Annotated in this window: 12 protein-coding genes; 6 read left to right on the top strand and 6 right to left on the bottom strand. The window is 69.7% G+C overall.

Features of this window, described 5'->3' with window-relative positions; translation table 11 throughout:
• Nucleotides 1-108: 108 nt before the first annotated feature.
• Nucleotides 109-1221, top strand: a complete 1113-nt coding sequence (locus tag EV186_RS32190) for a 5-methyltetrahydropteroyltriglutamate--homocysteine S-methyltransferase (protein WP_133853271.1) — start codon at nt 109-111, stop codon at nt 1219-1221.
• Between the two features lie 19 nt (nt 1222-1240).
• Here the strand turns inward: EV186_RS32190 and EV186_RS32185 are convergent, their stop codons facing one another.
• The 6 genes from EV186_RS32185 to EV186_RS32160 all read right to left on the bottom strand — a co-directional run bounded on the left by EV186_RS32185 (nt 1241) and on the right by EV186_RS32160 (nt 20429).
• Nucleotides 1241-10468, bottom strand: a complete 9228-nt coding sequence (locus tag EV186_RS32185) for a Tc toxin subunit A-related protein (RefSeq protein ID WP_133853270.1) — start codon at nt 10466-10468, stop codon at nt 1241-1243.
• A 33-nt stretch (nt 10469-10501) separates the two neighbouring features.
• Nucleotides 10502-18019, bottom strand: coding sequence for a SpvB/TcaC N-terminal domain-containing protein (locus tag EV186_RS32180; RefSeq protein WP_133853269.1), 7518 nt, complete (start codon nt 18017-18019; stop codon nt 10502-10504).
• Nucleotides 18020-18129: 110 nt separating this feature from the next.
• Complete coding sequence (locus EV186_RS32175) at nt 18130-18504, bottom strand: PH domain-containing protein (protein WP_133853268.1); 375 nt, start codon at nt 18502-18504, stop codon at nt 18130-18132.
• Nucleotides 18505-18602: 98 nt separating this feature from the next.
• On the bottom strand, nt 18603-18857 hold the full coding sequence (locus EV186_RS32170) for a hypothetical protein (RefSeq protein WP_133853267.1): 255 nt from the start codon (nt 18855-18857) through the stop codon (nt 18603-18605).
• Nucleotides 18858-18912: 55 nt separating this feature from the next.
• A complete protein-coding gene (locus EV186_RS32165) occupies nt 18913-19515 on the bottom strand; it encodes an HNH endonuclease family protein (protein WP_424983801.1) in 603 nt (200 codons plus the stop codon).
• A gap of 677 nt (nt 19516-20192) precedes the next feature.
• On the bottom strand, nt 20193-20429 hold the full coding sequence (locus EV186_RS32160; protein ID WP_133853265.1) for a hypothetical protein: 237 nt from the start codon (nt 20427-20429) through the stop codon (nt 20193-20195).
• A 29-nt stretch (nt 20430-20458) separates the two neighbouring features.
• Here EV186_RS32160 and EV186_RS32155 point away from each other — a divergent pair, with 29 nt between their 5' ends.
• The 5 genes from EV186_RS32155 (at nt 20459) to EV186_RS40730 (ending at nt 25923) form a co-directional block, all read left to right on the top strand.
• Nucleotides 20459-21592 (top strand): TIR domain-containing protein, encoded by a 1134-nt coding sequence (locus EV186_RS32155; RefSeq protein WP_133853264.1) that lies wholly within the window; start codon nt 20459-20461, stop codon nt 21590-21592.
• 1220 nt (nt 21593-22812) lie between these two features.
• A complete protein-coding gene (locus EV186_RS32150) occupies nt 22813-23652 on the top strand; it encodes a vWA domain-containing protein (RefSeq protein ID WP_133853263.1) in 840 nt (279 codons plus the stop codon).
• Between the two features lie 13 nt (nt 23653-23665).
• Nucleotides 23666-24472: a hypothetical protein gene (locus EV186_RS32145; protein ID WP_133853262.1), complete on the top strand. Its 807-nt coding sequence runs from the start codon at nt 23666-23668 to the stop codon at nt 24470-24472.
• On the top strand, nt 24469-25014 hold the full coding sequence (locus EV186_RS32140; RefSeq protein WP_133853261.1) for a hypothetical protein: 546 nt from the start codon (nt 24469-24471) through the stop codon (nt 25012-25014). Before EV186_RS32145 ends, EV186_RS32140 begins: the two co-directional genes overlap by 4 nt.
• Before the next feature lie 93 nt (nt 25015-25107).
• Nucleotides 25108-25923: a hypothetical protein gene (locus tag EV186_RS40730; protein ID WP_133853260.1), complete on the top strand. Its 816-nt coding sequence runs from the start codon at nt 25108-25110 to the stop codon at nt 25921-25923.
• Nucleotide 25924 lies beyond the last annotated feature (1 nt).

The raw sequence follows: 25924 nt of genomic DNA, 5'->3' as shown, positions 1-25924 counted from the left end.
GCTTTCCCGGCGGCGGCACCGCGGCGGGCAATGGCCGGCCGGCCGGCGGCGTTCACCGAGTGCATTCGGCGCGCCTGACGCCCGTGCACCGACTACGCTTGCTCTTCCATGGCCCTGCCACCGTTTCGCGCCGACCACGTGGGCAGCTTGCTGCGCCCGGCCCAGCTGCACACGGCCCGCGAAGACCACAAGAACGGCCGCATCTCGGCTCAAGAGTTGCGCGCCATCGAAGACGACGCGATCCGACAGGTGGTCGCCATGCAGGCGGCGGTCGGACTGCAGTCGGCGACCGACGGCGAGTTCCGGCGCGCGTCGTGGCACATGGACTTCATCTACCAGCTCGGCGGCGTGTCGCCGGCCCCGGACGAGCCGATCAAAGTGCGGTTCTCCTCCCCCGACGGCCAGATCGAGTTCACCACCGCGGCATTGCGCGTGGACGGTCCGATTCGGTTGCCGGAGACCATCTTCGCCGACGACTTCGCCTTCCTGAAGGACGTCGCCGGCGCGGTGACCCCGAAGCTGACGATCCCGTCGCCCAGCATGGTCCACTACCGCGGCGGCCCGGCCGCGCTGGACCCGGCGGTGTACCCGTCGCAGGAGCAGTTCTGGACGGACCTTTCGGCCGCGTACGCCGACCAGGTGCGCGGCGTGTACGACCTCGGGTGCCGCTACCTGCAGTTGGACGACACGAGCCTGGCCTACCTCAACGACCCGGCCCAGCGCGCGGAACTGACCGCCCGCGGTGACGACGCCGAACACCAGCACCTGCGTTACCTCAAGCAGATCAACGCGGCCATCGCCGACCGCCCCGCCGACCTGCGCGTCACCACCCACATGTGCCGGGGCAACTTCCGCTCGTCGTGGGCCGCGTCGGGTGGCTACGACTTCGTGGCCGAGGCCCTGTTCTCCGAGCTCGCGGTGGACGGCTTCTTCCTCGAATACGACGACGAGCGGTCCGGGACCTTCGCACCGCTGCGGTTCGTGCCGCCGGGAAAGCTCGTGGTGCTCGGTCTGGTGACGACCAAACGCGGCGAGCTGGAGTCCAAGGACACGCTCAAGCGCCGCATCGACGAGGCCGCCCGGTACGTGCCCCTCGACCAACTCTGCCTGTCCCCGCAGTGCGGCTTCTCCTCCACGGTCGAGGGCAACGCGCTCACCTACGACGAGCAGGTCGCCAAGCTCGCGCTGATCGTCGAGACGGCCGCGGAAGTCTGGGGCTGAGCGGAAAGGTCCGCCGCGCTCACGTGACGGTGTAGTGCACCAGCACCACCAGATCCTCCAGCTTGGCCGCGTTGGCGCTCACCGTGATCGGCGTCCCCAGCACCGGCGTCCCCGCTGTGCCGACGCACAGGTTCTTCATCACCGGATCCCGGTTGATCGTGGTCGCCGTGCCGCCGACGGTGAGGACGTAGTTCGGCGGGGCGCCCGCGACCTTGGCCGCCCACGTCGCGGGGCCGAGCACCGGGGTGTGCGACCGGGCGAAGTACGGCAGGTGCTGCTCGCCGATCGTCAGGGTCGTGGAGCCGGTCTGCTTGAGCTGCCACCACTCGTCCGGGAAGCTCGCGGCCATGTCGAACGACAGGTACAGGCCCTGCCTGCCCGCGTTCAGCGCCGTCTCGTTGATGACCGCCGCGACGCCCTTCTCCACCATCGCGCGGAAGGACGAGCCGCCTTCGCGGGCGCGGTAGCGCAGGGTCAGGACGAAGTCCGAGATGGTCGCCGGGTCGAACTGCGGGAAGGCCGTGGACATCTCGATCTGCCACGTGCTGACCGCGCCCGCGCCCTCGAACGGCAGGTAGCGCTCGTCGTGGAAGTTCAGTTCGAACAAGCCCGAATCCGATACCGCGGTGCTGGTCGCGATCGACGCCGTGCTGCCGATGTTGTAGGCGAACCGCGGGTCGTTGCCCGGGTCTTCGGCGTACTTGTCCTTGTCGGTCACGGCGCCGGTGCGCGCGGCCGTCGACTTGCGGTACTTGTTGCCCACCAACGACATCGTGACGCCGACGGTCGTGTACGGCCCGGCGTTGCAGACCAGGGTGGCGCTCGCCGACACGATCCGCTGGTGGAACTGGTTCGGGTAGTCCAGCGCGAACGCGAGCTCCGGCACCGAGAACGTGACCTTGCCGGTGTTCTTCAGTTGCAGCAACGCCCCCGGGTCCAGCTGCGCCATCGAGACGTGCTTGGTCAGCTCGTACTCACGGGCGTTGTGGTCCAGGTACCCCATTTCCATCCGCTTGATGTCGTGCAGCAGCGCGTCCGCGGTCATCAAGCCCTTCTTCATGCTGTCCCAGTACCCGAACCCGATGAACGAGTCGTCGCGGTCGAGTTCGTAGACGTAGCAGCGCTCGGCCTTCTTCGCCGTGTCGAAGGCCAGCTTGTACGCCTGGTAGTACACGGACCTGAGCTGGCCGATCATCCAGGTGTAGAGCTCCTTGTTGGTGTACTTGGACTTCATGAAGTCCGCGACCTTCTGCGCGTTCTTGCGCTGCAGGTCGTGGGTCGCCAGGTCGGCGGCGAGCATGTCCAGGTGCAGCTGCGCCGTGGTGATCTGCTGGTCGATCTGGGCGATCTCCCGGCGGGCCAGCTCGGCGTTGAAGTCGTTGGTGTCGGCACGCAGGTGGTAGGTGGCCTGCGTGTTGGCCATCCCGGCGCCCTTCTCGGCCGCCCGGACCAGCGACGACAACGCGCCTACGGCCAGTTCCCCCGACTTGCCGGCACTGGCGCCACCAGTGGTCACGGTGACCGTCGGGGACCCGCCGAACCCGGCGCCACCGGCCAGGAAGTCGGGGATCGCCCGCAGGCCACCGGACAACGCGTAGCCCAGGCCGACCGCGGCCTCGCCCAGCAGGGACGCCCCGTTGAGCGCCGCCGCGGTGTACTCCCACGTCGACATGAACGGCTGCGCGGTGTAGAAGTCGAGCTTCTCCTGGGCGATGTCCTTGCCCTTGCGCAACGATTCCAGCGAGCCCTTCGCTTCCTCGATGGTCGCGAGCTTGACCGCGCGCACCGAGTCGAGCACCGCGATCTCCTGCTCGTCACGCAGCCGCCCGAGCGCCTCGGCGTCCTTCTTCTCCAGCGCCACGAGCAGTTCCGAGCCAAGGCCGGCCACGTGCTGGGTCAGCTCGGTGGCCTTGCCCGCCATCGTCACGAACCGGTAGTGCGGCGGCGGCGCGCCGAGCCCGGCCAGGAACGCGGAGAGGTCCAGGCCCGCGGCGGCCGCGCGGACCAGCGCGCCCGGGTCGATCGGCGGGGAGAACAACGCCAGCGACGCGGCGATGCCGTCGATGTTCTCGCAGTTGCGGATCTTGGTGAGCCGGTCGGACACCAGGTCCCACAGCGCGAGCAGGTTCTCGTTCGGCGGGATGCAGAAGTACAGCGAGGTCAGCGTCGCGGGCGGCGGCGGGAGCTCGCCACCCTTGTGCGGCAACAGGTTCAGGTCCGGGACCAGGTTCTCCAGGTCCAGCAGGGCGTTGCCGAAGAGGTCGAGCTCACCCCGCAGCTGCGCGTACGTCATGTCCGGCACCGGCACCGCGGGCGGCACGATGTCCGGGCGCTTGCCCAGGAGCTTGCCCGCCAGCACGTAGAGCTGGGTCGCCTGGTTGACCGACTCGCGGGTGAACTGGCGGAACAGGCTGTCGCCCCAGTCCACCAGGTTCTGCACGTAGTTCATCACCGTGGCGACCTGGAAGGCGATCGGACGCGAGCGGGCCACCACGTCGGGCATGAACGGGTTGCGCCGCCACTGGTCCACCTCGAACGCGAGGTCGCCGATGGTGGCCCCGGCCGGGTCGGCGGCGATCGTGCCCATGATCGTGTCGATCCGCTGCTCGAGGTAGTCCGCGGGGGTGGTCTGGAAGAACGGCTTGGTGTTCCAGTAGCGCCGCGGCGCGGGCCGGTCGCCGATGCCGACCGGGTTGAAGATCAGGTGGTACCAGTCGCGGGCCTTCTCGAACTGCTGGTCCTCGCCCAGCCGGGTCGCGATGTCGAACGGCAGGTGGAAGAACAGCTCCCAGTTGTAGGACGAGTACGCACCGGCCAGCTCGAAGTCGACGTCCTCGCGCGGGTAGGGCTGCACCACGATCGGTTGCGGCTGGTAGGTCGCGGCGAAGTCGAAGCCGGTGTCGGCCAGCTGCACCTCGCGGCGCATCATCGCGGGCACGCCGGCGGCGTTGAGCTCGGAGCGGAACCGGCACACCAGCGGGTGGTGGAAGTTGCGGACGTTCAGCCCGTAGCGCAGGCCGCGGAACGCATCGATCTGCGCGACCACGGCCAGGTAGGCCGGGTCCTTCTTCAGCTCGTCGATCAGCTCGGCGGCGGTCATCCCGGGCGTGGCCTTGAACTTCGCCACGTAGGTGACGACCAGCGCGGTCACGTCGTCGATGAGCTGCAGCACGTCCGAGGCGGTCTTCTTGTACTTGGCGAGGTCGGCCTCGGTGACCGGCCTCGGGTGGTCCCGGCGGTTGGTGACCGGGTAGAACCCCGGCACCAGGACGTAACCGCGGTTGTAGTCGCCGTAGAAGTACGGCAGCAGCGTGCCCAGCGGCAACGCGAGCTGGCGGCGCATCTCGCCGTAGGCGAGGTTCTGGGTCGCGTGCGCCTGGGCCCACAGCTCGATCGCGACGACCAGCCAGTCGATCACCGTCAGCTGGAACGGGTAGGTGATCTCGAACGGGCCCGACGGCGTCTGGCCGAAGATCGGCTGCGGCGGCGTGATCGGCAGTTGCTTGATCGTCAGCTCTTCGCCGACGTACCCCGAGGACGGGGTGAACCGGTCGGCCAGCAGGTCGGTGTCCTTGAAGCGCGGGTAGAGCTGCATGGCCAGCGACCCGCCCTGCTGCGGCTCGGGGTAGCCCTTGCACCCGGTCAGCGCGAACGAGCCGAGGTAGCCACCGGGGCTGAAGCACGTGATGGCCTGGGTCGCCCCGAGCGCCCACACGAAGAAGTTGAAGTGCGACGGGTCGTACTGCGTCGGTCCGAACAAGGTGTGGAGGCCGTCGTGGGAGATCCGCTTCTCCCGCCAGCGCCCGCCCGCGTACTCGCTGACCGCGAGCTGGATCTTCCAGCGCTTGTCCGGCTTGTCGTTGGCCTTGCCGCCGCCGAGGCTGGCCGGGTCCGGGGTGTCCGGCGGGTTCTTCTTGTCGTCGGGTTCCGAGGTGAACACGGGCCACGCCAGCGTCAGCCGGGAGTTGCGGGAGAACGCCAGCAACTGGTCGCCGGTGATGTCCAGCGGCACGGTCGTCCACGGCGTCCAGGCCCGCTCGGCGATGAACTGGCGGTGGAAGTACGTGTACGGCGCACCGCCCTTGGTGCGGGCGAAGACGTGCTCGATCCGCGCGGCGGTGTCGTAGTAGACGGCCATCACGTCCAGGTGCGCGATGTCGTCGAGGCGTTCGAGGTAGGCGCCGGTGGCGTCCTCGACCGACAGGTCGGTGAGCGCGTCCTGCTGGAGCTGGTCGTCGAGCTTGACGAAGAGCTCCGACCGGTCGTCGCGCAGGCTCGGCACGTGCCAGTTCTCCGGCCACAGGAAGATCTTGCGGTTGGCCTCCCACACCCGGAAGTTGGCCATCCACGACCACTGCGCCCAGCCGTCGTCCACGCCGACCTGGGCCACGCACGTCGGTTCCAGGGCCATCAGGCAACGCATGGCGAACAACTGCACGGTGGCGTGCGCCTGCACGATCCGCGAGGTCGCCATGCCCGCCGACATCTGCACGTCGATCAGGAAGTAGTCGTACAGGTCGTCCACGCCGGCCAGGTGGGGGTTGACCGCGAGCAGGTAGGCGACCAGGGCGTCGCGCTTGAGCGGGCGCAGGCCGTCCTGGATCTGCTTGAGCACGCCCAGCCACTCGGTGTCGGCGTAGCGGGTCTTGAGCGCGGCACGCATCCGCTTGGCCTCGGCCGGGCCGAGCACCGGGGCGGTCACGGCGACCGCACCGGGCACGTCGAGGCCGAAGGTCCGCAACACCGTCGCGGCGGCCAGCAGCCGGTTGCCGGTGGCCGGGTCGGTGTAGTCGGCCACGGCAAAACCGAGGTGGGTGTCCAGCGCCGTCAGCGTGTCCGGGTCGGTGCCGGTGAGCAGGGCGAGCGTGCCCAGCGCGGGTCCGCCGGCCAGCACGGCGTCGTAGAACCCTTGTGCGGTCACCGGGACGGTTGGATGGGCCGGGTCCACCGTGTCCGGGTAGGTGGCCAGCAGGTCGAGGAAGTCGTTGAGCCGCAACCATTCGGCATAGGTCGTGACCGGCTGGCCGGCCTCGTAGGGCAGGTGGTCCCACCGCAGCCAGCCCAACGCCTTCGCGTTGTCGAGCAGCCAGGCGATGGTCGTCGCGGTCAGCTCCAGCTTCCCGGTGGCCAGGCTGATGGTGTGCAGCAACCGGATGGACCGTTCCTTCAGGTCGGTCGCGGCCGCGCTGGTGTCGTCGTCGAGCAGGACGTCGTGCAGCAGTGGACCACCCGCGCTGACGGGCTCCTCGAGGTGGGCGTGGTTCAGCAGGGCGTCGACCACGTCCGCCTCCGCGGCCAGGTCGGTGGCCACGGCGGTGCCGAGCGCGGTCTCCCGGTCGGTGCGGTACAGGTAGTCGCTGACCGCGGTGGCCAGCGCCTCGATCACGGCGTTCTGCGCGGCGTCCTTGGGCGCCACGGCCGCGGCCCGCGCGGTCAGCGCCGCCTTGAGCGCGGTGGTGTCGAAGAACGGCCCGAACGTCGCGTCCACGAAGGCGGCCTCGGTGACCGCCGGGTCGGTCCACGCGTCGTCGAGCAGGGTTTGCGCCGTGGCCACCGACCCGGCCGTGATGCCGGGCAGCCGGTTCAGGAACGGCCGCACGGCGCGGGTGTTCTCGGCCGGGGTCGCGTCCGCGTCGTAGGGCGAGGCGTCGGCGAGGGCGGCCTTGGCGTAGACGTCGTGCAACGTGGTGAGCAAGGACGTCACGGTGTCCGCGGCCACCTCGTAGGTGGTCAGGTCGGCGGCCTCGTGGCGCAGCAGGTAGCGCCAGGTGGCCGGCGGCAGCGGGGTGGCGCGCAGGCGGGTGACGGCCGTGGCGAACGCGGTCAGGTCGTCGGCGGACGCGAGCGGGTCGAGGCCGGTGACCGCGATGGCTGAGTCGAGGTCCGCGGCGCTCAGGTGCAGCGTCACGCACAGCCGGGCCAGCGCGTACGCCCGGCTGACGCTGGCGGTGGTCAGCGCCGGGTCGGTACCGGTGAGCGCCAGCACGGTCGCGGTGTCGGCCGGGGTGGTGCCGAGCGCGAGGCCCAGGTAGCCCGCCGCGGCCGACAGCTTGCCACCGGAGCCCGGCGTGCTGGTCTCGGCGGCCTCGTTGGCCAGCACGGCGGCCGGCTGGAACCGGCTGTCCACCGACCCGGTGCGCACCGGGTCGAGGAACGTCGCCGGGTAGGTGCCGTCGGTGAGCGACAACGGTTCCAGCAGATCCAGGGTCGCGTCGATCGACAGGCCCATCGCGCGCGAGGCCCGGATCAGCGCGGTGATCGCGATCAGGCAGGCGTCGTCGAGCACGCCCTTGCCGCAGGCCGAGCTGCGGATGGCGCGGTCCAGGGTCGCCGTCGGCCACCCAGTCGCCGTGCGGACGCGCAGGAAGCGGTGGAACCGGTCGAGGGCGGTGTCGTCGAGGTTGACGATCTGCTTCTGGGCGAGGTCGCTGGTCGAGTCCAGGTGCCGGACGAAGAGGTCCTGGCCGCCGTCCAGCCACGGCCGGTCGACGAGGTCGAGCAGGTCGGCGTAGGTGATGCCGGCCCGGATGAGAAACGTGGCCACTGTGGACAACGTGCTGGCCGCGGGCGCGGCCGGGGTGTTCCAGATGGTCGGCTGGTTGGCCACGTCCGGCGTGACCACGGCCAGCCGTTGTGCGTCGCTGAGCCCGAGCGACTCGGCGGCGCAGGCGGCGTCCGACGGCGTGCCACCGGTCTGCAGCAACCGCATCAGCTCGGCGCGGTCCACGTCGAACTGCGCGAAGTAGCGCCGGGTTTCCTGGTGGGACAGGTCGAACGGCAGCGCGAAGCAGAAGGGGCTGGACGCCAGCCGGGCGTAGGCGTCGTCGTTGACGTACTCGGGCGCGGCACTGACCTGTGCGCTGGTGCCGAACGTCTGGCGCAGGGTGCGGATCCGCCAGCCGCCGCCGTCGGGCGTGAGGCCCGCGACCGCGGCCGTGTCCCGCACGACGTAGCCGCCGTCGAGGTCCGGGCCGTAGACGATCGCGGCGGTGGTGAACGCGAGGTCGGCGCCCTGCAACGTGCTCAGCAGCGACGCGCTGACCGGCCCCGCCGCCACGGCACCGGCGAACGCGATGCCGGCGTGCGGCGCGACGGCGTCCTCCAGCAACTCGCAGACGACGTCCAGGTAGGGCAGCTCGGTGTTCGTGTTGGCGCAGTTGAGATCGGTCACCGCGAGGTCGGGACGGCGCTGCAGCAACGCGGTCAGCGCGCCCTTGACCGTCACCGCGGGGGTGGTCGTCGTGTCGGTGACGAGCCGGTGGCTCAGGTACTGCAGCACGTCCACCAGGTACGCGGGCGCGCCGTGCACCGAGCGGCAGTCCGAGCACTCGCACAGGTCGATGGTCGAGAACAGGCTCTTCATCGACGGGAAGTCCTTGACCACCGGCTCCAGCTTGGCCGGCGCCTCCGCGAGCGCGGGCAGCATGGTGGCCGACGCGGCCCCGGTCAGCTGTCCGGCCAGCACCAGGCTCGCGGTGTGCACGTCGGCGGCCTTGGCGAACGCCGCCGTGGCCGCGCCCGCGTCGAAGGCGCCACTGCGCACGGCGTCGCGGACGAACCGGTCGCGGCCACGCGCGAGCACCGCCCCGGCCGAGTGCAGGCCGTCGGCCAGCAGGGCACGGGACTTCGCGTAGTTCGGCGCGAGCCGGAACACCCGTTGCGCGGAACGCAGTGCAGCGGCGGGACCGGACCCGGTGAACTCGGGGTGCTCGGCCAGCAACGACCGGACGTCACCGGTGGCGAGGTCGAACTCGGGGTTGGTCGCGAGCAGGTCGGCGACGGCGGCGGCGTGCGGCAGCGGCGCCTCGTCGTCGGTGCTCAGGCGGTGGGCGAACGCGGTGGTCGGGTAGCGGTTGGCCATCCGCTCGGCCAGCAGATCCCCTTGGCGGGCCGCGTCTTCGTCGTCCACCGGACGGTCCGCCCGTTCCTGGACGGCCTTGGCCCAGTCGGCCGGCGCGATCGTGGCGAGGCGGTGCGCGTCGTCGAAGCCGTCGAGGCCGTGCTCGGCCCGCACGTGCTCGATCAGCCCGGCGTCGTTGCCGAGCAACTCCACCAGCGACAGCTTGCCGCGGGTCCGGTCGGCCTGCTGCTGCGGCGCCACCGGGTCCAGCGCGAAGAGCCGGTCGAACAGGCCCGGCAGGTCGCCGAACGCGTCACCGTCCATGATGGACGTGACCTGGGCGACGAGGTCGGAGTCCAGCAGGTGCTGCAGGTGGTCGTTGAGCACGCGTTCGCGTTGCTCGGCCGCGTACCGGCGCGCCTCCGCGCGGTACGCGCCGAGCATTTCCAGGATCTCCGGCAGCTGGTCCAGCACGGCGCGCGGCACGAGGAACGTCTCGACCGCGCGGCGCACGGCGGCCGTGATGTCCTCATCGGACAGCAACGCGATGTCCAGCAGCAGCGGGTGCACCTCGCTGGCCAGCGTGATCCGTAGCCGCGGGGTCAAACTGGCCCAGTGGGTCGCCGACGCGAGCGTGTCGAGGGCGAACAACGCGTAGAAGAACGGCGCGGTGATCTTGGTGGCCGCCAGCAGCCGGTGCGCCACGGCGACGTGCTCGATCTTGGCCGCGGCGATGCGGGTCTCACCGCTGAGGAACGTCAGGTCCTGGTGGCGCTCGTCCTGGGCGAGGTCGGTCAGCGCCACCTTGCCCACCAGCGGCCGCAGCACGCGCACGATCCGCTCGTACTCGGTCTCCTCCGGCGCGACGGCCACGGCCAGCCGCACGGTGATCGCGACCAGCGGACCCGCGTTGAACTCCGTCTCCGCCATCGGCGGATCGGTCAGCTGGATCTCGCCCTGGTAGGCGCGCACCACCACGTCCGCGGTGCCCGCCTCCGCCTCCCGGGCCTGGTCCAGGGTGTAGGTGACCTGGTAGAAACCGTCCACACCGGACACCGCGGGCTCGCCGAGGGGCTGCTCGGCGCGCATGTCGCGGTCGAAGGCCCGCACCGTCACCCCGGTCGCAGGCTCCTCGCGCGGGCCGAGCACCAGGCCCACGACGTAGCCGTGCCGGGTCGTCTCGGCGGCGTTCAGGGCCCGCACGGTGTCCGGGTCGGCCACGCCGGTGGCCGGGAGCTGCAACCGTTGCTGCACGGCGATGAGCTGGTAGCGGGTGCTCGCCCCGAACATCCCGGCGACCAGCTCGTCGTGGGTCGGCGCGGCCCCGAAGTCGAGAAGCCGCGCCTGCAGCGTGCGCACCGCGGGGCCGGACTGGCCGACCGACAGCGCGCGGAAGTTCTCACTCATTGCGGTTTCTCTCCAGGTCGTGCGGCAGGGTGATCAGAAGCCGAGGGTGTCGATCAGGAACCAGGCGACCTTGTTCTCGTTCTTGTAGGCCGGTTTGCTCGAGTCGTCCGGGATGACGTAGGACGCCACCTTGTCGGCCGCTTCGAGCTGTTTGGCGATGCCGTTGGACGGTGAGAGGTCCACGCCGAGGGTCGCCTTCGACGCCTTCTCGATGCCCTTGTCGACCAGGCCGCCCACGGTGTAGCCGGCCGTGAAGGACTCGCCCACCGGTCCGAAGTAGACGGCCACGCCCGCGGCGAGGTCGCCGGTGGCGACGAGGCGGTCGGAGTTGTTGTGCGCGGTGCCCAGGTCGACGAGGGCCACGCCGACGCCCAGCGGCTTGGCCACCTCACCGACCACCCGCACCATCGGCGCCGCCACCTTCACGATGGGGGCGGCCACCTTGACCACCTTCGAGCCGGTGTTGACCACCTTGGTCAGCGTGCTGACCTCCTTGGTCACGGTGATGGCGTCCTTCACCAGCGGGGTGCCGTTCTTCACGACGGTGCCGACCGTCTTGGCGTCCTTCACCAGCTCGTTGACCGTGTTGGCGTCCTTGGCCACGGTGTTGACGTCCTTGGCCACTTCGACCGCGGTGTTGGCCTCCTTCACCACGTCGCTCACGGCCTTGGTTTCCTTGGCCGCGGCCCCGGTCCCCTTGCCCAGCGCGGCCGCGTCCTCGGCCAGCGCGCCGGGCTTGGCCGAGGCCGGCTTGGGCACCGCGACCTCACCCGGCGGTGGCACCGGGTCACCCGCGGACTTCGGCGCGGTCGGCTTGGTCTCGACGGGTTTCGGGGGCGGCCCACCCGGTGTGCCGCCGGCCGGCCCGCCACCGCCCGGCTTGGGCTTGGCCGAGAAGTCGAACTCCAGCTGCCCGGACGGCTTCGCGGCGGGCTTGGCCGGCTTGGTGAAGTCCAGCGAGAGCTGCTCGGCCGGCTTGATCGTCGGCGCCGGTTCCTTGCCGAAGTTGAACCTCAACTGCTCCCCCACCCGCGGCGCGTTCGGCGGGGGCTTGGGCATGTGGGTTTCCGGCAGGTGCTTGCCCGGCAGGTTCGGCCTGATCCCGGGGGTCAGGGTCGGCGCGGCCGGCTGGCCGTGCGGAATGGGCGTCCTGGGTCCCGGATACTTGCCCTTGACCCGCTTGGTCGCGCCGCCCGCGACCGCCTTGTTGACGGCGGCCTTGTCCGACGTGGCGCCCTTGAACCGGTTCCACGCCCGGTTCTCGACGCTGACCGGCCCCACGGCGCCGGGTTTCATCAACGCGTGCGGCGTGCCCTGGTGGCCGATGTCCCACTTCTTCGGGCCGCCCCACTGCTTCGTGACACCCTTGAAGTACCGCTTGAGATCCCGCGAGAAGTAGCGGTCTCCCCAGTTCGCTTTTGCCTGGCCCCAGAACCACTTGCCCTCGCTGAACCACATCTGCCGGTCGCGTTCGCTGATCAGCCCGGACGGGTCGGTGTGGCACAGCGGGTTGTTGTGCACGTAGGCATAGCGGTTCACGCCGTCGACGAGCCCGGCCAGGTCGGGGCTGAGCCACCGGCCCAGCCAGCAGGCGTAGTAGCGGGCGCCGAAGCTGTAGAGCCCGGTCTCCTCGTCCTTCTCCTTGCCGGCGGCCGCACCGCGGGCGAGCCACAACGCGGTGGTGCCGAACGGGTGGTACTCCTCGTAGGACAGCACCGACCCCGACTCGTCGCACTCGACCGCGCTGGAGCCGGACTTGTCACCGAGCTGGTAGCGCAGCACGGGGTCGTGGCTCGCCGCGGGGTTGTCCGCGTCGAGGGTGACCGTCTCGACCAGCACGGCCTGGCGGGCGCCGTTGGCCACGCGCAGCGTGCGCCGCTCGAAGACCAGCGTGCCCGCCCGGTAGCGCCGGAAGACCTCGTGGTCACCGAGGTAGATGCGTTCCTCGCGCAGCCCGCCGAGGCGTTGCCAGACCTTGCGGACCCGGTTCGCGCCGCCGTCGTGGTGGAAGGTCACCGAACCGCCGCCGCCGAGGTCGGCGCTGACCAGCTTGCCCGCGTGGTTCCACACCATGGCCGTCATGCCGGGCATCGCCACGACGTTGCCGCCAGGGTCGTGTCCGAACACCGCGCTGTACGGGCCGGCGGGTGCGTCACCGGGCAGCGAGTGCGTCGCCAGGCGGTTCGTGCCGGGCGCGTACTGGTAGTGCCGTGTCCACGAGTTCGGGCCGGCGGCGTGCGCGAAACCGGTGATGTTGCCGACGTCGTCGTAGGAGTAGGTCTCGGTGTAGGTGCGCACAGCGTTGGCGTCATTGGGGTGCGGGACCGTGGGCAAGGCGGGCTCACGCCGGTCCGGCTGGCTGCCGAGGCTCGCGTGCTCGCGGCCGGTCGCGGTGCGCAGCCGGTAGAGCGGGTCGTAGGTGAACCGGCCGCCCGGCCCGGCCACGGCACCGGCGAAGTACGTCGACTGCGCGGTGCCGTCGTCGGTCTGCACGACGTTGCCGACCGGGTCGTACGTGTAGGCGAGGTCCTGCAGCACGGTCGCACCGTGCCTGCTCTCCAGGCCGGTCAGCTGCTGCGACGCGGGGTCGAACGTCATCGTGCTCGTGACGCCGTTGCCGTACGTGACAAGGGTTTGCCTGCGGTGGGCGTCGTAGGCGATGGTGGTGACCACGGTCTTGTCGCTTGCCGCGCCGGGGAACCGGAGCGCGACCGAGCCGAGCAACCCGCCGCCGCCGTAGCCGTAGCGGACCACGGTGCCGTCCGGCTGGGTCTGGGTGACCGGGCGGTGCAACGCGTCGAACTCCGTTGCGGCGCCGAAGGATTCCGCGTCGAGCACCGCGGTGGTGAGCCCGTCGAGCGCGGCCAGCGGCTGCCCGGCCAGGGCGCCCCAGTCGGCCGTGCCCGGTGTGCGCAGCAGCCTGCGGTGCCCGTCGGCCAGGTTGCCGACCAGGTCGTAGCGTTCGGCGGTGGACAGGCCGACCTCGTCGTAGCGCCGGTGCACCTGCCCGACGAGGCAGCGGCTCACCGCCTGTGGGTGCTGCTCGCCGTAGACCGTGTACTCGATGAGCGTGTCCGTCGCCCCGCCCGGATCGCGGCGCAGCACCTGGGTCGGGCGGCCCAGCAGGTCGTAGCGGACGGTGACCCGGTGCCCGGTGGCCGACCAGTGGCGCACCTCGCGCCCGGCCGCGTCGGGCAGCGCCCGCTGCTCCCCCGCGTCCACGCTGCGGGTGCGCAGGACGCGACCGGCGGCGTCGTTGAGCTGCTCGCCGACCCGCACGCCCCGGGTGTCGTCGACCGCGATCGGGGTGCCGGCCAGGTCGAGGTGCGTCCGGGTCTCGTAGACGCCGTCGGTGCCGTTGTCGGCTCGCGTGCGGACCACGCGGCCGAGCGCGTCGCACAACGACACGGTCGGCGTGCTCGCGTGCGCGGCGGCCAGCGACGCGGCGCGCGCCTGCGCGGGCGTGACGCCACCGCCGCTGCGGACCGCGAACCAGTCACTGGTCAGCACGGTGTCGTTCCGGTCGGACTCGACCTGCCGCCACGGCTCGATGGACGTGGTGGCGTAGGTGCCGTCCGGGTGGTCGATCCGGATCACCCGGCCCAGCGGGTCATAGCGCCGGGTCTGGCTCAGCGCCCGCTTCACCAGCGCGTCGGCGGTGTCGAACCCGTTGTCGGCGGCGAAGTACGGCTCGTACTGCTCGACCGGCAATCCCTTGTTGTTGAACACCGTGCGCCCGGTACCGACCCAGCGCGGGCTCGCACCGGTGTCGACCAGCACCGCCCCGCCGGCGCCGTCGCTCGTCCACGCCTCACCCGGTTCGGCCTGTACCTTGGTCATCGCGACGCGGGTCATGCCGTCGATGTAGAGCCGTTGCGCCTGCCACGGACTCGTGGAATCACCACGACGTTCCCGGCGCGCGGTCTGCGTCCACGCCGGACCGGTCCCGGCCCGCCACGAGCCGGACCCGTACTGGTGCACGGTGTTGGGCAGCGCGTCGGTGTCGCCGCTGCCGTCCGGCGCGATCGACCACTCCGCCACCACCCGGCCCAGCGGGTCGAACGCCACGCTGTGCCGCACCCCGTGCGGATCGGTGAGCAGCCGCGGCCCGAGCACCACGTAGTCGTTGACGACCTGGGTGGTGTTGAGCGACAGCTGGGCCGCGCTCGAGGCGCGCACGGCCGTGACCAGCAACGAGTTGCTGTCGTAGTCGACCGTCGCGTTGTTGCCGAACGGGCTCACGTGCCGCACCGGCAGGTAGCAGCGCGCGCTGTCGTAGACCCGGACGCCGTCGGCGGCCCACCACCGGCCGCCGGCCAGCTCGTAGCCGCCCTCACCGGCCAGCACGGCCGGGCTGACCTCGCCGCCGTAGACGTCGGCGACGAGCTGGGGCGTCAACGCGAACACGAGCCGCCTGCGTGGCAACGCCCGCACGCCGATCTGCCCCGGCGGCAGCGCCGCGGCGAGCGCGTCGTCCCAGAACTCCGTGTGCACGGCACTGATCAGCCGGCGCTGCGCGGTGCCGGGCGTGACCGGCTCGCCGTAGTCGCGTTCGGGCAGCGTGGGCAACGACGTGGCCAGGTCGGCGGCGGCGAACCTCCCGGACACCGGCACCGGCAGCCCGGTGATCTCGTACTCCCACGACCCGGTCGGCACCGAGACCCGGTGCGTGGTCGCATCGTCCACAGTGGTCAGGTTGGTCCGCGACCAGCCGATCAGGACCTGGTTCTGCTCGTCGATCTCCGGCACCCGGCGCGGGTAGGCCACCGTCGACGTCGAGGTCGGCGCGCCGTGGTCGTCCACGGCCAGGGTCAGCTCGTGGGTGACGCGCGGGTCGTCGGCGGTGCGTTCGTAGTGCGCGGTCATGGATTCGAGCGGCTCGACCCGGAACACGCCCGGCCTTCCGTCGTGCGCGGGTTGCAGCTGCCGGACCCGCACGCGGTTCGTGGTGACCGAGATCGGCGCGTCGCTCACGCCATCCTCGGCGTATACCTCGGTGCGGTGGGCCTGGCCGGCGAGCGCCCGGACCGCTTGGCGGAACTCGGTCGCGCCCGTCACGTCCGCCAGGTCGTGCGCGTCGAGCCGCAGCGCCGCCGGATCGCCGGTGAACACACCGCCCGGCTCGGCGTCCGCGCTGCCGTTGTGGAACCACTCGACGGTGCGCACGGGCGGCAGGTCGAGCGGGTTCCCCGGCGCCGCAACGGTTTCCGCGTCAAGGGTGACCACACGGGCGAAGCCGCGCGATTCCCGCTCCACCGGGTCGAACCAGCCGTCGCGGTAGCGGTAGCCGCGCACGGATTCCGTGCCCGCCACCAGATCGGTGGCCCGGAGCTCGGTGACCACCTGGGTCGAGCTCGCGAGCCGGGTCCGCCAGGGCGTGCCCGCTTTGCGGTCGGCGAGGCAGAGCTGGGCGCTGGCGCCGTAGGTGATGTCGGTTCGGCCGCCGAGGTTGTTGACGTACCGGATCAGCTGCCACGGCCGACCCGCCGGGGCCAGGTCGAGGTAGCGCGCTCGCGGACCGGACGGGCTCGACGTGGTCCACACCAGGCACGGCGTGCCCGCGCCGAGCAGGTCGAGCACCCGCAGTTCGTCCATCGCGCCGACCGGCGGGGCCGGTTCGAGCACTTCCGGCTCGGCCCAGCTGGTGCCGGACTGGTTGGTGTACTTGGTGATCGCGCGATCACCGAGGTAGAGCAGGTCGGCGGTGCCGGTGCCGTCGAGGTCGGCGAAGCGCACCCGGCGGGAGTCGAAGTGCTCGGTGTCGTCGAATGGCTCGCTGCCCCCCATCGTCACGCGGGCACCGAACCGCCCCCAGCCCAGGCTCGGCCAGTAGTCGACCGTGCCGTTGCCGACCCGGACCAGGTCGCCGAGCCCGCCGCCGGACAGGTCCGCGGTGAACCAGGCGTGCCCGCTGTCCGCGCTGGGCGGGCGCGGACCGGCCGCATCGGTGCCCGCCGTGGGGATCCGGCGGGGCGGGCCGAAGCCGTCGCGACCGCAGCCAGGGGTCCAGCACAGCTCGTCGGGGCCCCGGGCGACGAGGTCGGCGAACCCGGTGCCGTCGAGGTCCATCCGCTCCGACGCCGGCTCCTGCACGGCGCGTGTGGTGAACGGCCGCCACCGCTCCCACGTCCCCTCGGGACGGCGGATCGTGGAGCCGACCAAGGGGCCGTCCTCGGACACGCCGGCCAGCCGGCCGCTGCCGTCGAGGTCGCGCAGGCTGTCGGGGTGGACGCCGGGCGGCAGCTCGCGCACCGCGACCGGCGGGGCGAACGCGCCGCCGCCGAGCGGGCGCTGGTAGGTCCAGCCGCCCGCCGTGCCGGCCAGGATGCCCGGCAGCCCTTCGCCGTCGAGGTCGGTGAACCGCACCTGCGCACCGGCCGAGACCTCGGTCATCGTGAGGTCGGCGAGCGCGTTCGCGGGCCGCGCGCCGGTGTAGGTCAGCTCCAGCGGCGGCAGGTCGGCCCGGGCGTAGGCGGCGCCGGTCCAGCGGTAGCCGGCATGGGTCACCGCGGTCAGCAGGGTGACGGCGGGGTCGGTGTCGTGGGTCAGCTCGAGCGTGCGGACCAGCCGGGGCGACGGGCCCGGACCGAGGTCGTCGAACTCGTGGAACATCATCAGCCGGCGGCACAGGCGATAGGTGCGCAGCTCGTAGCCGGCGTGGTAGTCGGAGTAGGCGTCCGGGCGGGCGGGCCAGGGCCGGACCTCGTCGGCGCCGAGGTCGTGCTCGCCGTAGTCGAACACGACCGACAACCGGGTGCTGGCCGGGTCGCCGGGCACCGCGTTGCCGTAACGGATCCGCTTGAGGTGCCGGTTGGCCTGCGGCAACGCTCCGGGCGCCAGCCGGTGCCGCTCGCCGGGCCGGTCGGCGACGCCGGCGGTGTCCTCGCGCTTGTACTCGTAGACGACGACGTTGCCGAGGTCGTCGTGCACTTCTTCCAGCAGCCACTGGAAGACGCGCGTCTTGCCGGTCGGGTCGGCGGGATCGCTGATGCGCGCGCCGGCCGAGCGGCCGAACACCCGGGTCACTCCCCCGGCGTCGACCGTCCGCCAGAACACCGTGCCGTCGGCGGTGTTCGTGCACCGCTCGATGCGGGTGTGGGTGTCGTCGGCTCGCGGCCGGAACCGCTCGACCCGGTGCGGCGCCCCGTCGATCGACGCGGTCTCGTCGTAGGGCTGCCAGTCACCGCCGCCGGGCACCAGCAGCGGGACCAGGTCCTCGAACCCGGACACCCCGAACGTGTCGGCGTCGGTGTAGGTGGGCAGTTGCGTGGTCAGTCTGCGGGCCACGCTCGGCACGCCGACGTCCCAGCCCCACCCGAACAGCGAGCGGTGGCCGCCGGACTGGTACGCGAGGGCGAGGGAGACCGAACTGGCGCCCCGCCCCGGGCTGGCGGCGAACGGGATCGTCAGCGAGCAGCCGCCGGTGTGCGTGTGCACCTCGAACTGCTCGCCGAGACCGTGCACGGCCAGGCCGCCCTTGGGCAGGACGGGCACGGGCAAGACGTCAGCGCCCGGCCCGGACCCGGCCGACGGTGCCAGCCCAGACGCCATGGTCGCTCCTGTCCGCAGCACCGGCTGTCGTCAAGGTGATCGCCTTGGGCCGATGTCCCGTTGCGGGTTTGAGCGATGATCTTTGGCTGTCCGGGCTCGATGCGCCGGAGTTACAGGACGTAGGAGGCGATCAACTGGCCGATCTGCTTGATGTCGGAGCTCCCCTTGAACTCCAGGCGCACCTTGCCCAGGCCGCTGAACCACATTTCCAGTTCGGCGTCCAGGTCGAACGTGCCGGCGGTCTCCACCGAAAACGCCTGGATCTTGCCGTAGGGCAACGAGGTGAAATCCTTCTTCTTGCCGGTCATGCCCTGGACGTTGACCGCGATCAGCCGCTTCGTCGTGAAGACGACGAAATCGCGGGCCCCTTTGTAAGCCGACACCAGGTTCTCGCCGTCGATCAGCAACGGACGAACCGTGTCGGCCACGGTTTCCGGCGGGCACGCGGACAACCGGAACACGGTGCTCTTGTCGAAATCGATCATGCGCCGACCCTAGTGGAACCGATCACGGTCGCCTTTTCGCAGCGGCGCCACCACCCGATTGCCGGACAGCGAGAACGCGGCCCTTCAGCTCGGTCCGGTCAGGTGGCCGATGGCCGGCTGAGCACGGCGACCAGCACCTGGTGCACCGTTTCCAGGTCGCGTGGGTCGTGCAGATGGTACGGGTCGCCGGGCAGGTGGTACCACTCGGCGGCGCCGCGGTAGCGGATCGTCAGGTGCACGGTGCCGTCCTCGGCGCGGGCCGATCGCAGTTCGAGGTCACCGGTGATCACCCCGACCTCGGCGGTCAGCACGCCGTCGGGGGTCGCGGTGAAGGTGGACGTCAGCTCGGCCATGGGCACCATCCTGGCGGCCCGGCGCCCGCCGCGGGCGGGCGCCGGGCGGTCGGGGTCAGTAGGAGCAGGTGTTGAGCATGGTCTGCAGCGCCGACTTCTCCGCCGACTGCAGGGTCAGGCCCCACCGGTACTTGGTGTGGATCCAGAACTTCGAGTAACCACAGTAGGTGCTGGTGCGCGGCGGCTTCCACGCCGAGGGGTCGCGGTCCCCCTTCGAGCTGTTGATCTCGGTGGTCACCGCGATCAGCTGCGGGCCGTCGAGGTCGTTGGCGAACGCCTCGCGGCGCGAGATCGTCCAGCTGCTGGCGCCGGAACGCCACGCTTCGGCCAGCGGCACGATGTGGTCGATGCTGATCTCCGACGCCGAAGTGCGGGTGACGCCGTCGTAGTAGCTGAACCAGCTGCCCGACGTCGGGTAGCAGTTCGAGCCAACGGTCACGTTGGTGCCGTCGCGCTTGAGCACCATCTCCCGCGTGTCGCAGGTGCCCGAAACGGTGTGCCAGTGCGGGAACTGGTCCCGCGAGTAGCCGGTCATCGAGCCCTCCGTCGCCACGCGCAGCGCGTTGAGCTCCGACTGCACCTGGGACTTGGATGGCACGTCCGGCGGGAACGCCAACGCCTTCGGCGCCAGCACGACGATCGTCGTGGCGACCGCCACGACCAGGGCGACAAGAACGATCCAGGTTCGAACGGGGCGTACTCGGAGCAGGGTTGATAACACGCGCGCCCTCCCTTGATTCGGTTGTGAAGTGTTCCCACCGTTGGGCGGTGACGTGACACTTCTCAACGAGAATCGTGACATCCAGGGGAAGGTCCGCGAAACGCCTGATTCGAGCCGAGGTCCGGGAGACTCGCCTTCTTCACGCTGGGTGAGCGCCTGATCGCCAGCCAGCGGAACGACGCTCGGGGATCACTGCTCTCCCGGCCGCCGCGCGGCGTCAACTCCGGAGCCCGGCGGCGAGAGGGGCTCGTACTCAGTGGTCCGGCGACGTCAACTCGTGGTTGACCCGCGGCCCCTCGCGTTGCACGTTGACCCAACGTAGGCGGTACCCGCAGCATGCGCCCTCCACTGGAAGTGGATGACTTCCGCACAGCCGGCGACGAGCAAGCACACCACGCCGGCGTCGACGATTCAGAGTCCGACAATGGCGATCCGCATCAGTTGTGATCCAAGGTCACGTCTCCCGTCCGGAGCTGCCTTCATTACCGGGTTGGTGGACGACGAATGCGGCGAGGAGCCCGCGCAGCGAGGCAGCGAGGCCGTAGGCGACCCACGGCACCCCGTTATCAAGGACATTGGCGACCGCGCAGCCGACGAGCCCAGCGACATCGCGGTCACAGCGGCGCGACAGGACGTAGCGCTTCGCCAGGACGTAATCGGCGAAAGATCGGCACGCTCAGCACCGCCCTGGCGTTGGCATACAACGCGAGGAGCCAGCCGCGCTCGCCCACCGAGATGATCATGGCGACCATGAAGGCGCCGAAGACGATGAGCTCTCCGGACGGCGACCGGGGCAGCAGCCAGCCGCCACCACTGGTCCGGGTCGCCGACACACCACCATCGCGCGACAATGGGCCGACGGTAGACTTGGAGCGTTGTGATGCCCTTCGTGTTCATCAATTACCGAGTGCGAGACCAATCCGGTTATGCAGCGTTGCTCTATCGGGAATTGGTCCGCCGCTTTGGACCGGGCACCACGTTCCTCGCCGCTTCGTCGATCGACGGCGGCGCCGACTTCCAGCGTGAGACCTTCGACAACTTGCGGCGGTGCCGAGTTCTCCTGGCCGTCATCGGATCCCGCTGGAACACAAGCCCGATGCCGGATCGCGACTGGGTCCACGAGGAGATCGCCGAGGCGTGGGCCAACGACGTCAGGGTCGTTCCAGTGCTGATCGAGGACGCCGAGTTGCCGGATACCGCCGCGCTACCGCAGGCTTTACAATTCCTCACCAGCACCCAATACGTACGGATTCGCCACTACACCATCGACGCCGATCTCGAACACCTTACCTCGGTTTTACGCAGGACGGTGCCAGAACTGACGGAACGACCGGGAAGTCCATCAAGTGGATCACATTTCCCTGTATCGTTCGGACTCACGACTCCGGCGCACCACTGCACCATTGGTATCGTTCCTGGCGATATCCGCCGCGTCCGGTCGGTCGACATCTGGGTAAACAGCGAGAACACCGACATGCAGATGGCCCGGATCACCGACTTCAGCATTTCAGCTATTATCCGTTACCTTGGCGCGCAACGCGACGAGACGGGACGCATTGTTCGGGATCTGATCGCGGACGAACTCGAAGCACGAGTCACCCGGCGACCGGTCGCGCCTGGCACCGCCGTCGTCACCTCGGCTGGATCGCTGGCCATGAGCAACGGCGTCCGCCACCTCATCCATGTCGCGGCGGTCCAAGGCGAACCGGGCGACGGCTACGGCCAGGTCCGAGACATCGGAGGGTGCGTGCGCAACGTCTTGGCCCGGGCCACATCACTGGCCGAGGAGGATCCCACGACACGCCGCATCTTGTTCCCCCTCTTCGGAGTGGGGGTCGGCGGCGCACCTGTCGACCCGACGGCGCGGGCCATGCTGTCCGCGGTGATCGACTTCCTGACCCACGACCTCGACACGAAGCTCACGGACATCCTGTTTCTGGCCTTCACCGACCAAGAACGTCGTACGCTCGAACAGGTGATGTGCGCTGAACCACTCCTCGACGGCCCACGATGACCGACGCGGTCGAGTAGATCATCGCCGGCGAACTCCGAGTGTTGAAACCGTGCGACCGTTGGACCGGACTTGCGGACGATCGACCAAGTGATCGACCTGCTTGATGTGAGGTCGCGCCTCGACCGTTTCCCCCGGACACGAAGCGACAATACTTGACCCTCCCCGGGATGGCGCGGCACAGTTCAAGGTCGCAGGCGACACCATCTCGTTGACCGGCTCGGTTGCCGCGTCCGGACCGTGCTCGCCAGCGTGCCCGCAACGGATCCCGGTGGTGCACGAGCGCGTCGAACCTGACCAAGGCGTTGATCGCGCTCGCCCGCACCAATGACGATCCGGTCCTGCTGACCGAGGCGATGGTGACCCCGACCTATGCATTTACCTCTGGCCGATGCCGCGGGCAATGCACTGCTGCTCACCAATCTCGGCAATACCCGGAGCGCGAGCGCCACCTGAACCGTTCCGTCTGAACGTCTACCCAGGCTCCCCGGCTCACCTCGTCACCTTCACCAATACCCTGGGCATGCACAGCGACCTTGGTGTCTTGCAGTTCCAATGTCGGCAACGCAGCGCCCAGCCTGTCCAACGTCACCGGCGACGTCGAGGTTTCGCCCGCATCCACGAAGTCAGGTTCGCGAATTCCGGGCCGCACCAGGGCCGATACACGGCGGCGGAGGCCGAGATCACCGGACACGGCTTGCCTATGCGGCCGGCGATTTTCTGCGGCGAACCATCGCGACCCCGCCACTCGGGAGACCTCGAGAAGCGCGAAGGGACCATCCTAGAAAGTAAGCTCTGTAACGCGTGCAACGGACCAGCGATACCTGACGATGCGCCCTCGTTCGCACTATAAACCCTTCGTTTCCTTTAGGTGGAACGATCTGTCCCTGTCCCGCCATCCGGCGTGGACCATCAGTTGAACATCGTCCACTCGCTATCCGCAGCATGCGTCGGACAGAAACATGACAATGGCGGGACAATCGTGCCTGCACCTGGACCCCTCATACGGGCGAGCTGACATCCACCGCTAGAGAACTCGCTGCCAACGGTAACCGATCGAGCGAATGTGCCGATGTCATGTTCGTCCCCGCACCACGATCCGTAGTCAATCCCGAATTGTTCTCACCACCCACCGAGCACAATCACTCGTTTGGTCGCGCCTCGGCCTTGACCGCGACTCGGACAAGTTCCGAGGCGGTTGTCCCCCACTGAAAGGAGGTGTCATGACAACGGCGACACCCGACCGCGGGCAACGACTCGTCGAACGGATTCCGCTCCACCAGAAGCAACCCACAGCCAAGCCGCCAAAGAAGATGCCGCACTGGCTGGCGCGCCTGCTGCAGTTGCTCGCCATCCTGCTCTTGCTCCTGTTGGCCGTCGTGTCCTGCCGCGAGTCCGAGAAGCCCACCAGCCTGGCCACCTCGACGCTGGCCGGTCCACGGCTCGTCACCGGCCCGATCTGCCTGGAAGAAGCGGTCGACGTGTCCGGCTCCATGGAACAGTTCCGCGACCAGCGTGAGCAGGCCGAGTTGGCCCTGTTCACCTTCGCCCGCCGTGTGCTGACCGACGCGGACCGCCTCTCCACCGCATTCTTCGCAGGCTCCGGTGAACTGGCGTTGCGGCCCACCGCGCTGCGGTCGCTTACCAGGCCGCCCCGCATGCCCACCATTACCCAGCCCGACGGAACCAATCTCGGGCCTGCGGTGGACAAACTGGTGGCCGCACGCACCCGGAACGGCAAGGCATCGACCTGCGCCGCCCGCGCCCTGGTCGTGATCACCGATGGGCTGCTGGGCGACGAACAAGCCGCGATCTCCAAGTCGCTGCGAGCCGGGAATTACACCCGGATCTTCGCAGTGATTCCCGCGGAGACTGGCTGGGGCCGGCCGAGTGAGTTGACCGGCGGGGCCCTCGACTCCGTGTCGGTGTACCACTTCACCGGATCCGGCCTCGGCGCTCGACTCGCCTCCGTCTTCGCCGACGGCAAGCCACTCGACGTCGTGCTCGGCGAGATCGTCGGCTCTTTGACGGGCCAGCACCTCGACCAACTCCCGACCAACTGAGGAGGGCACCGACATGCCGAAGAAGGCGATCGAACGCGACGCCGCAGCGGTCAAAGCCATCAAGTACGGATTGTTCGCCCGCTGGAGCGATTGGCGGTGCGCGGGCAAGGACGCCAAGTGCGGGATGCCGGAGTTGCTTGTGCCGACAGGTGGCGCGCAGGAACCCCCGTTCATCACCGTTGAGGACACCTCGCACCCCAGCCGGCCCGCCTTGGCGTGGGCCACCGCCCGCACCGTCCAGTTGGGACAATTGGGCCGCGGCATGGCCGAACTGGCGTGGGCGCGCTTTCAGGAGGGCGTCGCCGAGGACCGGATCCGACTTGAACGCGTGCGCGCCGATCACACCTCCGCGGTGACCCGGGTGGAGACCGCGACCAAGGAGTTGGCGGACCTGACGGCACCGTCGGAGGAGGAACTGCAGCAAAGAGCCAATGGTGAGGGCGAAACCAAGATCGAGGTGGTGACCGCACGGCGCAGACAGGACTTCGTGAAACAGCAGCGTACCAAGGAGAGCGCGGTCGTCAACGCCCGTGCCGCGGTGGTAGCGGCCGACCAGGAGGCCGCCCTGGTCCGGGAAAGGATCCAGGTGCGTTTCGAGGTCGTCCGCACGGAGGCCGCCATCGTCGAGGCGTACGTCCGTCGTCGCGTCGCGTCCTACTTGGGCAGGCTTATCCGCAAGCATCCGGACGGCAACCGCCTCGGCGTGCTGATCCGCTCAGGGTGGCAGGACAAGCCCGCGTGGACCACATGGCGCGACGCGTTGGGCCACACACCGGAATCCGTGCACATCGAACCCGAAAACAACGAGGAGGCAGCATGATCGCAGTGCCATCGCGTAGGCGGTTCACCGGATGGCTGCCCAAGCGGCGAAAGAAGCCTGATGATGTCTACGCCCGCGCCACGAGCGGCGAGTTGGACATCATGCAGTTGCCGCCGTACGCCTCCGTGGAGGACGCGAGGCGGCGGGGCATCGAGGATGTTGAAGAACAGCTGAAGGGACTGCGGCCAGATGGGCTCGACGCAGGCTCCCGCGACGTGCTGAGCGATCTGGTCGATGCCTGGCTCGCTGCGGAGATCGCGCTGCTGGAGCCGATTCACGACGAGCGCCAGGCGGTGGCCACGGTGCTGGTCGGGCTGGCCGAACAGGACCTCGCCCGGCAAAAGCCTCGTTATGAAGCGGACCTCGCCCGGGTTCTGCACGCCCGTGAAGCCTTGGACGCCGCCGCGGAGGCGCTGACCGGAACACGCACCGAACACCTTCGAACCCGGTGGCCGGCCAGAACCGACGGCGGCGGCACGGTCTCTTCCTTGGGCGGGACGTCGTACTCAGAGGAAGCCGACACCGATGAACAGGCAGCCTGATCCCTCGTCGCGGAAGGTTGGTGCGGTTGTGCGTGCCGAACCTTCTAGGGCGGGGTCCCAGCATCGAGGCCGCACCATGAAGGAGTGCTCATCGTGAGCGTCAAGAAGTTGGATGAACGTCCAGGTGAACGCCCGGACGACGGGTACGCGGTTTCCGCGGACCTCGCTGGACTGCCCATCGCGGAGCTGGTCCACCTGCTGGCGCTGGCAGCTGTGGCCGCAGCCGACCTGGCAATGTTCTACAACGTGGTGTCGATCGTGATGCAGCAGTTGACCGCCACATTGGCCTGGCTGACCGTAGTCGGATTCACCGCAGCCTCGCTCATGCTCGCGCACTTCGCGGGCCGAATGATCCGTGACCGCAAGGCGGGCCACGGCGACGTCGGACGGCTACCGATCGCGGTCCTGCTGATAGCTTGGCTGTCGCTCGGCGCGCTGGCCTTGCTCGTGCGACTAACCGCCGCCGCACCGACAGGAGCCAATTCCTATCTCCCCGGTGCGGCGGACGAGCAGTCGACCCAGATCGTCGGCGCGTTCATGTTCCTGGTCCTGTACGTCGCCTCCGGTGCAGTCGCCGGGTTCGGCGAGTACTTCACCCGCAACCCGTACCGCGGTCGCTACCGCAAAGCGTTGCGCGGGCACAACAGGGCGTCCAAGAGGCTGAGCCGCTCGCAGCCGGCGTACCAGCGTTCCTTCAACACTTTGCGGGTGCATGAGGAGCAGCGGGATCGCGAGGACGTGAACTACCGGGCCGCGATCGACCTCCGGAAAGCCACTGCCCAGTGGCTCAAGAAGAAGGCGAACCTGATGATCGCGGCTCACTTACAGGACCCGTCGGCCACCGACGGACTGACCCGGCCGGACGCGGCGCCTGCCCCGCAGAGCCCCAGCCCCACTGCGACGATTTGAA

The sequence above is a fragment of the Labedaea rhizosphaerae genome (assembly GCF_004362825.1).
In the GTDB taxonomy this organism is placed as follows: Bacteria; Actinomycetota; Actinomycetes; order Mycobacteriales; family Pseudonocardiaceae; genus Labedaea; species Labedaea rhizosphaerae.
Note: the sequence above shows the minus strand (reverse complement) of the source record. Positions and strands in the feature narration are given on the sequence as shown.

Bases quoted from the DNA above. Each gene is read 5' to 3' on its own strand.
- EV186_RS32190 (WP_133853271.1), top strand. From the start codon at position 109: ATGGCCCTGCCACCGTTTCGCGCCGACCACGTGGGCAGCTTGCTGCGC.
- EV186_RS32185 (WP_133853270.1), bottom strand. From the start codon at position 10,468: ATGAGTGAGAACTTCCGCGCGCTGTCGGTCGGCCAGTCCGGCCCCGCG.
- EV186_RS32180 (WP_133853269.1), bottom strand. From the start codon at position 18,019: ATGGCGTCTGGGCTGGCACCGTCGGCCGGGTCCGGGCCGGGCGCTGAC.
- EV186_RS32175 (WP_133853268.1), bottom strand. From the start codon at position 18,504: ATGATCGATTTCGACAAGAGCACCGTGTTCCGGTTGTCCGCGTGCCCG.
- EV186_RS32170 (WP_133853267.1), bottom strand. From the start codon at position 18,857: ATGGCCGAGCTGACGTCCACCTTCACCGCGACCCCCGACGGCGTGCTG.
- EV186_RS32155 (WP_133853264.1), top strand. From the start codon at position 20,459: ATGCCCTTCGTGTTCATCAATTACCGAGTGCGAGACCAATCCGGTTAT.
- EV186_RS32150 (WP_133853263.1), top strand. From the start codon at position 22,813: ATGACAACGGCGACACCCGACCGCGGGCAACGACTCGTCGAACGGATT.
- EV186_RS32145 (WP_133853262.1), top strand. From the start codon at position 23,666: ATGCCGAAGAAGGCGATCGAACGCGACGCCGCAGCGGTCAAAGCCATC.
- EV186_RS32140 (WP_133853261.1), top strand. From the start codon at position 24,469: ATGATCGCAGTGCCATCGCGTAGGCGGTTCACCGGATGGCTGCCCAAG.